This is a genomic window from Mucilaginibacter gossypii (genome assembly GCF_900100945.1).
Taxonomy (GTDB): domain Bacteria; phylum Bacteroidota; class Bacteroidia; order Sphingobacteriales; family Sphingobacteriaceae; genus Mucilaginibacter; species Mucilaginibacter gossypii.
On the sequence record NZ_FNCG01000001.1, the window covers coordinates 483326 to 497406 of the forward strand.

At 41.8% G+C, this 14081-nt stretch carries 14 protein-coding genes; 4 read left to right on the forward strand and 10 right to left on the reverse strand.

Annotated features, from left to right (window positions below):
- Positions 1-71: 71 nt before the first annotated feature.
- The 4 genes from BLS28_RS02125 to BLS28_RS02140 all read right to left on the reverse strand — a co-directional run bounded on the left by BLS28_RS02125 (position 72) and on the right by BLS28_RS02140 (position 4173).
- Entirely contained in the window at positions 72-386 is a 315-nt protein-coding gene (locus BLS28_RS02125) for a hypothetical protein (RefSeq protein WP_091162659.1), read from the reverse strand.
- Positions 387-452: 66 nt separating this feature from the next.
- Positions 453-1226: a helix-turn-helix transcriptional regulator gene (locus BLS28_RS02130; RefSeq protein WP_091162660.1), complete on the reverse strand. Its 774-nt coding sequence runs from the start codon at positions 1224-1226 to the stop codon at positions 453-455.
- Positions 1227-1287: 61 nt separating this feature from the next.
- Positions 1288-3777, reverse strand: a complete 2490-nt coding sequence (gene priA / locus BLS28_RS02135) for a replication restart helicase PriA (protein ID WP_091162661.1) — start codon at positions 3775-3777, stop codon at positions 1288-1290.
- Positions 3778-3783: 6 nt separating this feature from the next.
- A complete protein-coding gene (locus BLS28_RS02140) occupies positions 3784-4173 on the reverse strand; it encodes a DUF423 domain-containing protein (RefSeq protein ID WP_090527050.1) in 390 nt (129 codons plus the stop codon).
- A gap of 85 nt (positions 4174-4258) precedes the next feature.
- On the opposite strand from BLS28_RS02140, the gene BLS28_RS02145 reads away from it, so the two are divergent.
- Positions 4259-5848 carry a hypothetical protein gene (locus tag BLS28_RS02145; protein WP_091162662.1) on the forward strand — a complete coding sequence of 530 codons (1590 nt, stop codon included), beginning with the start codon at positions 4259-4261 and terminating at the stop codon, positions 5846-5848.
- Positions 5849-5984: 136 nt separating this feature from the next.
- Positions 5985-7439 carry a DUF5723 family protein gene (locus BLS28_RS02150; RefSeq protein WP_091162663.1) on the forward strand — a complete coding sequence of 485 codons (1455 nt, stop codon included), beginning with the start codon at positions 5985-5987 and terminating at the stop codon, positions 7437-7439.
- Here BLS28_RS02150 and tsaB read toward each other — a convergent pair.
- The 4 genes from tsaB to rpmH all read right to left on the reverse strand — a co-directional run bounded on the left by tsaB (position 7436) and on the right by rpmH (position 9033).
- Positions 7436-8128 carry a tRNA (adenosine(37)-N6)-threonylcarbamoyltransferase complex dimerization subunit type 1 TsaB gene (gene tsaB / locus BLS28_RS02155; RefSeq protein WP_091162664.1) on the reverse strand — a complete coding sequence of 231 codons (693 nt, stop codon included), beginning with the start codon at positions 8126-8128 and terminating at the stop codon, positions 7436-7438. The genes BLS28_RS02150 and tsaB overlap by 4 nt on opposite strands.
- Before the next feature lie 9 nt (positions 8129-8137).
- Positions 8138-8380 (reverse strand): membrane protein insertion efficiency factor YidD, encoded by a 243-nt coding sequence (gene yidD / locus BLS28_RS02160; protein WP_167516103.1) that lies wholly within the window; start codon positions 8378-8380, stop codon positions 8138-8140.
- Between the two features lie 13 nt (positions 8381-8393).
- The gene (locus tag BLS28_RS02165; RefSeq protein ID WP_091162666.1) at positions 8394-8798 is read right to left on the reverse strand and encodes a ribonuclease P protein component; all 405 of its coding nucleotides are present in this window, start codon (positions 8796-8798) and stop codon (positions 8394-8396) included.
- 76 nt (positions 8799-8874) lie between these two features.
- A complete protein-coding gene (gene rpmH, locus BLS28_RS02170) occupies positions 8875-9033 on the reverse strand; it encodes a 50S ribosomal protein L34 (protein WP_083878950.1) in 159 nt (52 codons plus the stop codon).
- Between the two features lie 384 nt (positions 9034-9417).
- On the opposite strand from rpmH, the gene BLS28_RS02175 reads away from it, so the two are divergent.
- Positions 9418-10296 (forward strand): ChaN family lipoprotein, encoded by an 879-nt coding sequence (locus tag BLS28_RS02175; protein ID WP_091162667.1) that lies wholly within the window; start codon positions 9418-9420, stop codon positions 10294-10296.
- 176 nt (positions 10297-10472) lie between these two features.
- On the opposite strand, the gene mscL is transcribed toward BLS28_RS02175, so the two are convergent.
- Positions 10473-10877 (reverse strand): large-conductance mechanosensitive channel protein MscL, encoded by a 405-nt coding sequence (mscL, locus tag BLS28_RS02180; protein ID WP_090527064.1) that lies wholly within the window; start codon positions 10875-10877, stop codon positions 10473-10475.
- 176 nt (positions 10878-11053) lie between these two features.
- Between mscL and rpoN the strand changes: the two genes are divergently transcribed.
- Positions 11054-12529 (forward strand): RNA polymerase factor sigma-54, encoded by a 1476-nt coding sequence (gene rpoN, locus BLS28_RS02185; protein ID WP_091162668.1) that lies wholly within the window; start codon positions 11054-11056, stop codon positions 12527-12529.
- 309 nt (positions 12530-12838) lie between these two features.
- Here rpoN and BLS28_RS02190 read toward each other — a convergent pair whose 3' ends face one another.
- The gene (locus BLS28_RS02190; protein ID WP_091162669.1) at positions 12839-13975 is read right to left on the reverse strand and encodes a cysteine desulfurase family protein; all 1137 of its coding nucleotides are present in this window, start codon (positions 13973-13975) and stop codon (positions 12839-12841) included.
- Positions 13976-14081: the final 106 nt, after the last annotated feature.

Sequence of the window (14081 nt, forward strand, 5' to 3'; positions counted from 1 at the left end):
CCGGGTAATATTTGCCTGTTCTTTTAATTCAATATAAAACGTTTTATGTGTCGATTATATGTTGCTGCTTTCTAATCGGCAATCTCCCGGTAAGTGTTCCTTTCCATGCTTACGTTTAGCCTTTGCAACATAGCCTTCATATCAAAGCCCTGTTGCTGATATAGCTGCTGCACTGCCTCTTTAGCTTTTTGTAAAACATCTTCGTTTTGCCAAATGGCGGTTGTAATGCAAATGAGGTTGCCTTGGTCATCATCGCGCTCAAAGGCACGGTCTTCAATAAATCCGTCGAGCTTTTTTATAAAGTCGCGGTTGACTTTCATACGTCCTTTAAATTCATGTTGAGCTGTTGCGGGAACAATGAATTGATCTATAAATATCTGTTTCATGATTATCCTTGTTTTTTTTCAAAAATCGGGATAATGGAAGCTCAATACTTGTAAAAAATCATTGATTTACCAGGCTTGCGGTATTTTAAAGAAATCGGTAGGATTTAACCCGGTAAACAGTTTAAATTCCTTATTGAAATGCGGCTGGTCAAAGTACCCGGCTTCTAAAGCTACCTGGCTGAGCGAACCGTTTTTAGGTTTACTATCAACTATCGACCTGATCTTAATAATATTGGAAAACTGCTTTGGCGAAGTACCAACCACTCGCCTGAAGCGTTTTTCAAATGCATCCTGGCTTATATAATGAGTATCGGCAAGGTCCTTAATTTTGATCATGCCTTTTGATAAGCGGATCTTTTGCAGGGCAGATATGATCAGCTGGTCCCGTTTGTGGCTTTCAATATGTTTAAGCAGAAATTGTTCGGTGATGATTACCCGTTGCTGATTATTGGGTGCTTCTGCCAGTTGTTCTTCAGTTAAGGATAATTCACGCAGGTCAATAAAGTTATCAAGCGGCAGAGTTGCCTCAAATAATTCATGAAGCGGATTTTTGAACAACGCTGCCGCGCCGGCTGCTTTAAATAAAACCAACATATTGTCCGTGCCCGGTGCATAATTAATTAGCCTGGGCGATTTTTTTAAGCCGGTGATTAAAGAGGAGGGGAGCTTACCGCTATGTGCCTCGGTAATATCGCTAATCTTGCCACCGTATCTGAACGCCATTACCAGCGATGTATCAGGCAAAATACGATTAACCAGATCATTTGCAGTCTCGATAAAAACGTATTGCCGTATAAAAGGCTTTAGTATTTCGCCGGGCGTAAAGCGTTCAATATGCATTTAACTAAGATACAGAATTTGTTAATCAGAAAATTCCCGTCCGACGCGACTCAAGATCGTATTAATACGGATCAACGTCGGGCTGTACAATACTGCCCGTGCTAAGTTTGGTTGTATAATATTGAGTGATCACATCCCTTAAAACAGTTTTTGCTTTTATGATAGAGATCCCATCCTTCTCAAATTTGAGCATAATGCTTTTAATGTAATAATTGCGGATCCTGCTGATGAGCGGTTGCTCCGGGCCAATCACCCGCTCGCCAAAATGCTCCCGGAGCCGCGCGCCGAGGTACTCTGCCTGATTATGGAGCACATCGGGATTTTTATGCTTGATATCGAGGTTAATGATCCGGTAGAAGGGAGGGTATTTAAAGCTTTTCCGCTCTTCCATCTCGGTAAAATAAAGATCGGCGTAGTTGTTATCAATCACCTGCTTTAACACCCTGTGATAAATATCATAGGTTTGCACAACTACTTTGCCCTGCTTACCCCGGCGGCCGGCCCTGCCGCTTACCTGTGCAAGTAGTTGATAACCACGCTCGTTTGCCCTATAGTCAGGGAATTTCAGCAGGCTATCAGCATTAATAATACCAATCAGTGTCACATCTGAAAAATCAAGCCCTTTGGCCACCATCTGGGTGCCAACCAATATATCTATCCTTTTCTCTTCCAGATCGTTGAGGATAGTTTGCAGGGAATTCCGTGATCGTGTAGTATCAAGGTCCATCCGGGCAATCCGGGCTTCGGGCAATAAAACGCTCAGTTCATCTTCAATTTTTTCGGTACCGAAGCCTTTATATTCCAGGTGGGTAGATCCGCAGGCGGGGCAAATGGATGGCGTATCTTCCTTGTAACCGCAGTAGTGGCAATGCAGCTTGCCGCTGCTTTTATGATAAGTAAGGCTTACATCGCAGTTGATACATTTGGGAGTATAAGCACATACTTTGCACATCAGGATGGGGGCATATCCGCGGCGGTTTTGGAATAAAATTACCTGCTCTTTATTTTCAAGTGCCTGCTTGATGCCCTCCATCAGCACACTGGTAAAGTGCGACTGGATAGTTTTTTGTTTGGTTTCATGAGCGATGCTTACTACCTGCACATCGGGCAGCTCAACGCCGCCAAAGCGTTCAGTGAGCTCTGCAAAACCGTATTTGTGAGTACGGGCATTATAGTAGCTTTCAAAGGATGGCGTGGCCGAACCCAAAAGCACTTTACCCTGGTGCATGTTAGCCAAAAAAATCGAGGTGTCGCGTGCGTTGTAGCGCGGCGCCGGATCAAATTGCTTGTATGATGTTTCGTGCTCTTCATCAACAATGATCAATCCCAGATCGGCAAAAGGTAAAAACACGGATGACCGCGCGCCGAGCACAATCTTATACTCTCCGCTTAAAACTTTCTGCCAAACCTCAACCCGCTCATTGTCATTAAAACGCGAATGATAAACACCGATATCCGCACCAAAATACGTCCGTAACCTTTCAATAATATGTGTTGTTAGGGCTATTTCAGGCAAAAGGTAAAGTACCTGTTTCCCGCTGCGTACAATCTCTTCTATCAGCCTTACATATAATTGTGTTTTGCCTGATGAGGTTACGCCATGCAACAACGTTACTTCTTTTTCTTTAAACTGCCCGCGGATGCTTTGAAGTACCTCCGTTTGCTGTTCGCTCAATTCAAAGTTGTTGCCTTCTTCTCCTTCTTCCTCAAAATGCAGGCGGCTAACGTTTCTGTCCTCCGAAAAGAAGATCTCTTTTTCAATGAGCGATTTAATGCTTGATTCACCTGCACCGCTCTCTTCAATAAGTTCGTTTTTGGTGATGTTTTTTTGATGACGGGAAAGCTTGATGTAAGCTAATAGGGCATCGGCCTGTTTAGGCGCGCGCTTTTCTAATATCGGGAATAGCTCCCGCAGATTATCCTGGTTGTTATAAACCGGGTTAAGTGTAATAAAAGTGCGTTTGCGGGGCTTATAACGTTCGTTTACTTCTTCGGATATGTTGATGATGTTTTTTTCAAACATCAGCTTCAATATCGGCATTACAGTTTTCTGTCCCAAAAGCTTGGTAATATCGCTTATGGTAAGCTCCAGCTGAATTTCGAGGGCTTCAACAATTAAAAACTCTTTATCGTGAAGCGTGGCTTTATCTATCTCATATTCCCGGTTAAGCATGATGCGGGTTTCGCTGGCCAGCTTCAGTGCCGATGGCAGCGCGGCGTTCATAACTTCGCCTATGTTGCACATATAGTAATCTGCCAGCCACTGCCAAAATTCGAGCTGCTTAGGAGTTACAACCGGGCGGTCATCCAGGATCTCGATGATATATTTTGCTTCGTACTTTTCGGGCGCCAGTTTCCCTATCTCTTTAACAATGGCTGTATAAAGCTTGCTTTTGCCGAACTGCACCACCACTCTTTTGCCAATGGCAACAGCATCATTTTGCTCATAAGGAACCCGGTAGGTGTAGTTTTTTGAAATAGCCAATGGCAAAATCACTTCGGCAAAAAGTGTTTCACGGTCGGTATGTTCAATTTCGGCAAACTCTAACATCGTTTATTATTTGTTGCGGATAGCAGCTAATGCCAGCATCAGCCAGCCCAAAATGAACAACAAACCACCAATGGGTGTAATTGGCCCCATGGCTATAAGCCAGTTCCAGCCAAGCAGATCGCGGCATGATAACAGGTACAGCGAACCTGAAAAGAATATAATGCCGAAAGTGAACAGGTAGTAAGCTGCCGATATTAAGCCCCCGCTCTTTTCGCGCGCAAAAACTGCTAAAAAAAGCAGGGCAAATACATGATAGAAGTTGTATTGTACAGCAGTATGCCAAACCTCAAGCTGGGCGGGGGCAAGCAACGCTTTTAAACCGTGGGCTCCAAAAGCGCCGGTGATAACGGCCAGCATACCTAAAAACGAAGCGGTAATAATTATTTGTTTGTTCATGCGATATAAAAAGCTAAGTTAACCAATTGAAAGTATTACTTTAACGCCGTGGGGTAAAATTCTATATTTGCTGCACGCCCCTGCTATGAAACGACTGATAGTAACCACTATATTTTTGATTATAGCTACCGTGTTGGTAACGGTGTTATATTTTAAAAATTTAAGTCCGCCGGGAGTGCGTACCGGGCAGGTTATGCGCGCTATTCCTGATAATGCGGTGGCAGTATTTGAGTTTGGTAATGAAAAGGGATTTTATGATATTTTTGCCGGCAACCAGCTCTTGAGCACTTTTGTTGGCCCCGGCAAATTACATGAACTTGACACCTTACGCAAGTTGCTTATTGCCTCTCCACAGCTTGATCAATTTTTTACAGGCCAAAACATTTTCGTTTCCCTTCATCCTACAAATAATGATAATATAGATTTGCTCGTAACCACCTCGGCATCAAAAGCTTTTTCGGCAACTATGTTTAATCATTTAACAGGCAATGCCAAAAGCGCTTTACAAATAGCGCCTATGCAAATAGCGGCAAGCCAGGGTTATAATATATATGTTAAGCCGCTCAATAAACATTTTTACCTCATTAAAACCGGCGACAATATATTTTCGGGCAGTTTTTCAAAAGATTTGGTTGATCATAGCGCCATCTACCAGCAGGATAAAGGCCATAATGGCTTTGTACCGTTGCCTGAGCAGCAAAACGCCAATTCACTTGCCAATCTTTATATTAATTACAACCAGCTTAATCAGTTTTTTGATCAGCTCTTCCTTAATAAAACTACCGATCTTTTTAAGAGCTTTAGAATGCTGCCGGCCTATGCGGCATTAAACTTAAATTACAAAAGCGATGCTTTGATGTTTAACGGGTTCACCACTAAACGAAATAATGCAACCAGTTATTTAAACATTTTTTCGGCCCAGCAACCTGTCGAGAATCATTTAAAAGATATTTTCCCGGCCACAACTGCCTACAGCACAAGCTTCGCCGTTTCAGATCCTAAAAAGTTTGAAACCGACCTTTCACAGTGGCATGATAAAGCGGGAGTGGGCAAGGAAAAGAATGAACTTTTGAATAAGGTAAAATCAGAAGCAGGGCTGTTTGTAAAACCCGAGTTTGAAAAGCTGCTCGGTAACGAGTTCGCGATAGTTACCACGCGGTACTTTGAAAAATTTGCCATCATTTCTGTTAAGGATGGCTCAAAGCTTTTTCCGGTGATGATGAACATCAGTAATATGGTTACCGATAAAGTTGGCCAGTTTAATTATGAAAAATTGCCTTTCTTTTTATTGGGCGATGCATTCAGCATTTTCCGGAAACCTTACTTTATGATCATTGATAATTATCTCATACTTGCCACTTCGGTATCCGAGTTAGAAAGTTATAACGACACCTACTTCAACCGCAAATTCATAGGAAAAACCGATCAGTATACCCAGTTTGATAATTTGCTGGCCGAAAGGAGCAATGTGGCCTTCTTTATTAACTTTAAAAACATGCAGCCTTTATTAAAACGCGATTTAAAAAGGCCTTTTTACGATGCTTTTGAAAACAGCGACCCCGGTTGGAAAAATTATTATGGTGCTGCCTTCCAACTCACTGCATCCGACAGAAACTTTTATACCAATTTTTGTATGCGCCTAAATGTTCCGGATACAAGTGCAGTTAAAAAATAAATTTATTTACGTTTACACAACAATACCCGCCAAATTTCGTAAAACATTACAAATAGCAATTTGTAAAAAATTTACAGACAATCAGCTTTGAGTTCTTTTCTTTAAGTAGATTCGGGGCAAGATATGTGAGCCAATTATGAATAAAATCTTCTTTACTATTCTTTTCTTTATTTTTTGTTCTTTATCCGTATCGGCTCAACAGTTTTCGCAATATAATACCGGCACGCTTTACGATTCATTTGAAAATCCTTCACAAAGAGCCTTTATCCCCGATTCGAGCCGGGGGGTAGCATTCAATTTTTTCATCCCGAATTTCGATGCTAATTTTTATGTAACCGGCAATATACAACGGCCGCTGAAAAGCCGCGCATTTGCAAGCCCTTCTTATTATAATACCTCATCATTGCGCATCGGCCGAAATGCTTTAAATCATTTCAATGTAAACGCCAATTCATATGCGGTAATGGTTAAACTTTTCACCAGCTTAAACGGCAATGTTGAAATGGGCTTTTCGGCCCAAACCAAAGTGGAAGGTAAAGGCCTGGTTACCGATGAGTCTATAGCTTTTCTTGATGGACCGTCAAATTTTGCGCGTGATAATTATGATAATATATTCAACAACCATTATAGGATGCAGATGTATGACCAGTTAAGTTATATCTACCGGGAGCAGGTTAATAAACAACTCTCCTTAGGTTTTAAGCTGAGCTACCTGTCTGGTGTTCAATATAACAAAATAGATGTGGAGGAGTCGAGCCTGCAGATTAACCGGGTCCCGGCAAATCCTGACAATGACAATGCCGACGTTTATATGAGGGGACGGTATTACAGGAGCTATGTGCCCGGCAGACTGGATGGGCGTGACTTTTTACCAACGTTTCGCAACCCAGGTGCGGCGATATCAATGGGTGCAACTTACCGAACAGAGGATGGGATCCTGATACAAGGTAATATAAAAGACCTTGGCTTTATTCACTGGAACAAGCGCTCAACCATTACTGATTTTAATAACACAACAAATATAACAGATATTACATCCAAGCATCGTGATGAGAATATATATAATGCTGTATATGAATTGGTCAGGGGTAACGGAATGGTTACCTCATTTAACACAAAAACAAATGCCAAAGCCGAATTGAGCGTATCCAAAAGCTACTGGCTTGATGATGAAAAAACATACAGATATTTCCCAACGGTTGTAGCCCAAAAAGAAATGTTCTTTTCCGGTTTTACCGGAGCAATGGTTAACTCGGTACAGAAAAACAACCTGATAGCTACCTTAACGGCCACTTATGACGATTATAAATTATTTAATCTCGGCGCACAAATTATGGTAAAATCCCCTAATGTCGAATTTTTTATAGGTTCCGAACGCTTACTAAATACGGGCCACCTTACTCTGGCCGCTTTAAATAATACCAATCAAATAAATAGGGTAGGCAACTATAGCGGGGCGGATATCTTCCTGGGCTTTTCATTGAAATTTGGACGGGTAATTGAACATCCCATGAACTCCAGCTATATCCCTATGGGCGAAAAAGGATTTTTGGGCCGTTTGTTTGGCCGTATTTTTAAAACCAATAATTAAAGCGCTTTTTTCCCGGCTATAAAATCCTTAAGGTAGTAAGGCTCGTAATAAGCTACATCTTCAAATGCGCCATCAGTAAATTTTTGAGCTGCTTTTTGGGTAAGATATGTTGCCGAGTTTACAAAATCATCCAAAAACAAGGCATTTGGGCTTTCACTTAAAACACCTTTGCACTTTTCGGCACCATCACCCAAAAACAGGATCTGATGGTCTTTCAAATAGTTGGCAAAACTGTTTCCTTCTATAATATCAGCAGCTGTTTCACGCACTCTGTTGCCGGCAGCATCAAATAATGCTGTGTAAACCTCCATTCGGCGGGCATCTATCATCGGGCATAACAGCATATTTCCATCAGCAGCATCCCCCAGGCTGTTAATAACGCCATAAGCCATAGCCTCAAGTGTTTCAACCGCTATCAAAGGTTTATCAAGGGCGAAGCACAATCCTTTGGCGGTAGATACACCTATTCGTAAACCGGTGTATGACCCCGGACCGCTGCTCACAGCAATAGCATCAAGCTCGTTATAAGTTACTCCCGATTTATTCAGCAATTCATCGATATATAAAGTAATAACTTCAGCATGGATATTACGGACATTTATTTGTTTAAAGTCCAAAACCTTGCCATCGCGGGCAAGTGCTACCGAGCAGGATGTTGTTGCTGTTTCTATTTGAAGTATAAGGCTCATATTATAAATTTATGGTACCGGATCATGCCCATGACCACCCCAGGGATTACAACTGGCAATGCGCTTTATGGTTAACCAACCACCTTTAAAAGCGCCATACTTCCTGATGGCTTCAACACCGTACTGCGAGCAGGTGGGTGTATACCGGCATGATGCAGCTGAAAGCGGCGATATAAAATATTGGTAAAATTTGATAAGGATGATGAAAACTCCCCCAACTATTGCTTTTAAAAACCTGGTGATTGTATCCATAAGCCCATTCATGTTAATTAGCCGTGACTGGTATTGCAGCAGTTAACTCACCTGAAAGCTGGGCAAGCATCCTCAGCATTTTTTTTTCGATGAAAAGGTATGGTTCAATTTGTTTGCCTACATAGCCTACCGAAATAATTATCTTTTTATCCGCTTGCTGCAGAATATCATAAAGATGCTGCTGTTTGTGGAGCCTGTACGCTTCGCGCATCAGTCGTTTTACCAAATTACGGTCAACGGCGTGTTTATAACGCTTTTTAGGAACGGAAAAAAGAATTTGCGCAGGATAGGGCTGTGGCTCGGGATTGACAAGCCAGGATACCCGGAAGGGATAACATAAAAAAGAAGAACCGTTATGAAAAAGCTTGTCAATAAGCCTTTTGTTACATAACCGTTCTTCTTTTTTAAAAGTATACATAGTTGCCATTTTTGAACCGAAGGATAAAGCAGATAAGCGGTTCCAAACCCTTATAAATAGGGTAGGGCAACCTCAATTATGCTTTGTGCCTGCCTTCGTCAGAAACAGTTAACCTTTTTCTGCCTTTAGCTCTTCTGGCTGCTAATACTCTTCTACCGTTAGCAGTTGACATGCGTTCACGGAAACCGTGTTTATTTCTTCTTTTTCTTTGAGAAGGCTGAAACGTTCTTTTCATGGCTATATTTTATTCTATTCGTCTTTTTAAAACAAGAGCGCAAATGTAGTTATTTTATTTAATAATTCAAACACTATTTTTCTTATTTATAATAACATGTGTGCTGCCGCCCGGTGGCTGCAAATCAGTGGCACTTTTTCCGGAAAACTAATTGTATACGCAATAATTAAATTCGAAATCCTGTTCATTGTCTGAACTAAATAACAGCGCTAAGCTATCATTACAAATCATATTAAATAAAAAGTTAAATTTAACATTAATTATTTGTTACAGATTCAATTTTGCAACAATGTGCAATCGCGAACTACGGCATTTGCTAAAAAAAGCTGAATAAATAGTTCCGAATCATTAACAAAGTGTAAATTCAACAGGTTGTCCTAACAAATGAAATTAATCCTCTCCATACTTTTTATTTCCTTATCGGCTGTTACCATAGCGCAGGAACTACCTGCAACACATTATAAAATTTACAGCACATCGGCACAAAAGATCATCACGCCCGATGATATTGTTAATGACATGGCCAATGCTGATGCGCTTTTTTTTGGCGAAGAGCATAATGATTCAACGGCGCACTATCTGGAGTTTAGCTTGTTCAAAAAGCTTTCGGAAAAATATCCGCAGAAAACGGCGCTTTCCATGGAGATGTTTCAAACTGACTGTCAGCTGGTGCTGAATGAATATCTCGCGGGGCTTATTCGCGAAAAAAATCTGGTAACAGATGCACGTACCTGGCCTAACTATAAGGATTACAAACCGCTTGTTGAACTTGCCAAATCCAATCATCTGCCGGTAATAGCAGCCAACGCTCCAACCCGCTATACCAACATGGTTACACGCGGGGGCCTTGATGCTTTAAAGCAGCTTGATGCGCAGGCTAAAAGCTATCTTGCGCCGCTGCCTATCGATACTGCTACCGGGGCCTATTATGATAAATTTGCTAAAATAATGGGAGGTCATGCCTCAATGCCGGGCATGCAGATTTACCAATCGCAAAACCTTTGGGATGCTACCATGGGCTGGTCGATAGCGAAATTCCTGAAAAACCACTCCGGCTTTAAAGTATTGCAGCTTAACGGCGGCTTTCACAGTGAAGAAAAACTGGGCGCGGTAGCCCAACTTAAAAAATACGCACCCAAATTACGCGTGCTTAACATATCAACCTACATGGATGATAGTTTTGACAAGCCCGACTGGAGCAAATTAGCCGGCATGGCCGACTATATCATTTTAACTGATCCTAAGCTGCCGAAAACTTTTTGATAGTTCATGGTTGATAGTTCATAGTCGATGGACCATAGTTCATGGTTTTTGTGCTATATGGCTATATATGAACCATTAACTATTTCCTAACTATCAATCATGGTTACCAAATTTTATGGTTCGCGGTTTTTCTTATAGCTATGAACTATGAACCATCAACTATGAACTAAATTCCATTAAGCTTTCTTAGCCAGTAAATCGCGGATTTCGGTAAGTAAAACTTCTTCTTTAGTTGGTTCAGGTGGCGCTGCCGGGGCTGCTTCTTCTTTTTTCTTCAAAGAGTTGATACCCTTAACAATTAAAAAGATACAAAAAGCAACGATTAAAAAATCAATTACATTATTGATAAATAAACCGTAATTAATCGCGGTTTCGGGTGTTTTATCAACAGCCGGTTTAAGTACGTACTTTAAATCTTTAAAATCAATACCCCCGGTTGCCATGCCAATAGGTGGCATAATAATATCTGCAACCAGCGAGGTAACAATTTTACCAAAAGCAGCGCCAATGATAACACCCACAGCAAGGTCAACCACGTTGCCCCGCATTGCAAATTCTTTAAACTCTTTTACTATTGCCATAAATTAAAGTTTGGTTACTTAAAGTTAATAATATTACATAAACTATCAATTCATATAGTTTTTTTGATAGCGCTAAAACAATTGGTATGCCTAAAACATTTAACAACTTTAAAGCAGATACCTCAAGTAATTTTTAGTTGATATTAATTTGATGTATTTTTGGCTACATCTTAATTATGCTTAAACAGAACCTTCAACAAAAACTTTTACAAAAACTTTCGCCCCAGCAAATACAATTTATAAAATTGCTGCAGGTGCCTACTGTTTCGCTTGATACCCGGATAAAAGAAGAACTGGAAGAAAACCCCGCGCTTGAAGATCTGAGCCTTACCAACCTAAACGAACCCGAAGAACAATATCCCGACCGCGACCCCGACGAAGATAATTATAACAACGATGAGGAAAAGGGCGAGATGGATGAATTTAATATTGACGACTACCTGCAGGAAGATAACGTAAACGATTACGGATCTCGCTATGATCAAAATGGTGACGATGAGGATGAGCGTAAAGAGATCCCTATTGCTGTGCAAAGCTCATTTTTTGAAAGTCTGCAAGCCCAGTTAGACCTGCTTCCCCTAAGTGATAAAGATTTCATGATCGGCAAGCAAATCATAGGCAGCCTTGATGACGACGGCTATCTGCGCCGCCCCATCATGTCGCTAACCGACGACCTTGCATTTTCACAAAATGTATTGGCTGAGGATGACGAAGTAGAAGAGATGCTCAAGGTAATCCAGGGCTTTGACCCCCCTGGGGTAGGCGCGCGCAGCTTACAGGAATGCCTGCTGATCCAGCTTCGCAAAAAAGATGCAAGCGACCCGATCGTAAAAAAAGCCATACAGGTTGTTGAACATTATTTGGATGAGTTTACCCGTAAACATTACGATAAGCTTGAAAAATCATTGAATATGAACTCCGTTGAGTTGCGTGCGGTGGTCAATGAGATCTTAAAACTCAATCCCAAACCCGGCGATTCAAACGAGATCAACACCAAGCAAATGCAGGTGATCCCTGATTTTCATATCACTAACAATGATGGCGTGCTCATCCTTACCCTCAATTCAAAAAACGCCCCCGAACTTAGGGTAAGCCGCTCATACCAGGAAATGTTTCAGCATTATGACAAGGCTTCCCAAAAGGATAAAAAGCTGAAGGAAGCAGTGCAGTTTGTAAAGCAAAAGCTTGATTCGGCCAAGTGGTTTATTGATGCTATTAAACAGCGCCAGCAAACGCTGCTTAAAACCATGAATGCCATTATGCAGTACCAGTATGAGTTTTTTCTTACCGGTGATGATAAAAACCTGAAGCCGATGATCCTGAAAGACATTGCCGACAGGATTGGAATGGATATTTCAACGGTATCCCGGGTAGCCAACTCCAAGTATGTACAAACCGAGTTTGGTACCTTTCTGCTGAAATCTTTCTTCTCCGAAGCCATCCAAACCGAAAGCGGTGAGGAAGTATCCAATAAAGAGGTTAAAAAGATTTTGGAAGAGCATATCGGCAAAGAAGATAAACGTCACCCGCTTGCTGATGAAAAATTGACCGAAATACTCAAAGACGCCGGCTACAACATAGCCCGCCGTACCGTAGCCAAATACCGCGAACAAATGAACATCCCGGTGGCAAGGTTGAGGAAGGAGTTGTAGCTTTTTAGAGATTAGAGGTCGGAGATTAGAGATTAGTTGCAAATCAGATTTGCTTGGCAGTGTGCTTAGCGTATGAGGCGCTGAAACAAATTACCCATGACAACTTAAAAAAGGGGTGTCATACTGAGCCCGTCGAAGTATGGCGGGCGGGCCTCTGCGCACGAGTCTTCGACAGGCTCAGACTGACAGGCCCTCTTTGTTATTTCACCTTCAGAGGCCCCGGATTTAAGTTACTTAGCATGCCCCTGCCAAAGTAAAACGCCTTAAGAACCAAGTTCTTAAGGCGTTTATATTAGCGTATTTTCAAGCTTATACATTCACAGCACAAAGCTCACGAACTTTGGCTACTACAAAATCAACTTCTTCTTTTGTATTATACTTTGAGAACGAGAAACGTACCGATGGCCGTGAAGAGCTGGCTCCGATAGCAGTTAACACGTGCGAACCAATATCGCTACCCGAACTGCAGGCGCTGCCACCCGAAGCGGAGATCCCGGCAATATCAAGGTTAAACAGCAACATATCGCTCATTTCCATCTCAGGGAAGGCCACGTTCAATACTGTATATAAACTTTTGTCAGGGGCGGTTTCTCCGTTAAAATTTACGCCCGGTACGTTGGCTATCAGTTGCTCCATCATGTATGATTTTAAGCCCTGAATGTGGTTTTGGTGCTGTTCCATTTCGCCGTAAGCAAGTTCAAGCGCTTTGGCCAAACCAACTATGCCGTAAATATTTTCGGTACCGCCACGCATATTGCGTTCCTGGGCACCACCGTAAATAAAAGGTTTTATTTTGATTTTATGATTGATATGCAGGAAACCCACTCCCTTAGGCCCATGCAATTTATGGCCGGCACATACCACAAAATGAGCTTTAAGCTTGCTCAGGTCATGCTGGTAATGGCCCATGGTTTGCACAGTATCACAATGATAAATGGCATTGTATGCTTCGCACAGGTCACCAATACGTTCCATGTCCGATAGGGTGCCTATTTCGTTATTGGCATGCATTAATGAAACAAAACTGCGTTCATTTTCTTTCAATAATGTTTCCAGATGATCATAATCAATAACACCCTTGCTGTCTATATTTACCAGGCTCAATTTAATAATGCCCGATTTTTCCATTGCTTCCAGCGTGTGGAGCACTGCGTGATGCTCGGTGGGGCTGGTGATAGCATGGGTAATTTTGTGATCAATGATCCCACACCTGATAGCCGTGTTATCGGCCTCCGTACCGCTTGATGTAAAAAAGATTTCGGCGGGCGAGGTGTGCAGTAAACCGGCAATCGTTTTCCGCGAACGCTCAATTAAAGTACGGGCTTCCCGGCCGTGGGCATGTATTGACGACGGATTACCAAACTGGCTTTCCATCACCTTATACATCTCCTTCATCACATCCGGATCAAGCGGCGTAGTGGCGGCATTATCAAAATAAACGCGCATTTTTTTTAAATTTATAAATTAATGGATCAGTAACTTCAAAAACACATGCCCGGTAATTATATATAAGCAAGCAACCAACGGTATTTACCGCCGGTTGCCTGCTATT

Bases quoted from the DNA above. Each gene is read 5' to 3' on its own strand.
- rpoN (WP_091162668.1), top strand. From the start codon at position 11,054: ATGCTTAAACAGAACCTTCAACAAAAACTTTTACAAAAACTTTCGCCC.
- tsaB (WP_091162664.1), bottom strand. From the start codon at position 8,128: ATGAGCCTTATACTTCAAATAGAAACAGCAACAACATCCTGCTCGGTA.
- priA (WP_091162661.1), bottom strand. From the start codon at position 3,777: ATGTTAGAGTTTGCCGAAATTGAACATACCGACCGTGAAACACTTTTT.
- BLS28_RS02145 (WP_091162662.1), top strand. From the start codon at position 4,259: ATGAAACGACTGATAGTAACCACTATATTTTTGATTATAGCTACCGTG.
- BLS28_RS02190 (WP_091162669.1), bottom strand. From the start codon at position 13,975: ATGCGCGTTTATTTTGATAATGCCGCCACTACGCCGCTTGATCCGGAT.
- BLS28_RS02140 (WP_090527050.1), bottom strand. From the start codon at position 4,173: ATGAACAAACAAATAATTATTACCGCTTCGTTTTTAGGTATGCTGGCC.
- BLS28_RS02175 (WP_091162667.1), top strand. From the start codon at position 9,418: ATGAAATTAATCCTCTCCATACTTTTTATTTCCTTATCGGCTGTTACC.
- BLS28_RS02150 (WP_091162663.1), top strand. From the start codon at position 5,985: ATGAATAAAATCTTCTTTACTATTCTTTTCTTTATTTTTTGTTCTTTA.
- BLS28_RS02130 (WP_091162660.1), bottom strand. From the start codon at position 1,226: ATGCATATTGAACGCTTTACGCCCGGCGAAATACTAAAGCCTTTTATA.
- rpmH (WP_083878950.1), bottom strand. From the start codon at position 9,033: ATGAAAAGAACGTTTCAGCCTTCTCAAAGAAAAAGAAGAAATAAACAC.
- BLS28_RS02125 (WP_091162659.1), bottom strand. From the start codon at position 386: ATGAAACAGATATTTATAGATCAATTCATTGTTCCCGCAACAGCTCAA.
- BLS28_RS02165 (WP_091162666.1), bottom strand. From the start codon at position 8,798: ATGTATACTTTTAAAAAAGAAGAACGGTTATGTAACAAAAGGCTTATT.
- mscL (WP_090527064.1), bottom strand. From the start codon at position 10,877: ATGGCAATAGTAAAAGAGTTTAAAGAATTTGCAATGCGGGGCAACGTG.
- yidD (WP_167516103.1), bottom strand. From the start codon at position 8,380: ATGGATACAATCACCAGGTTTTTAAAAGCAATAGTTGGGGGAGTTTTC.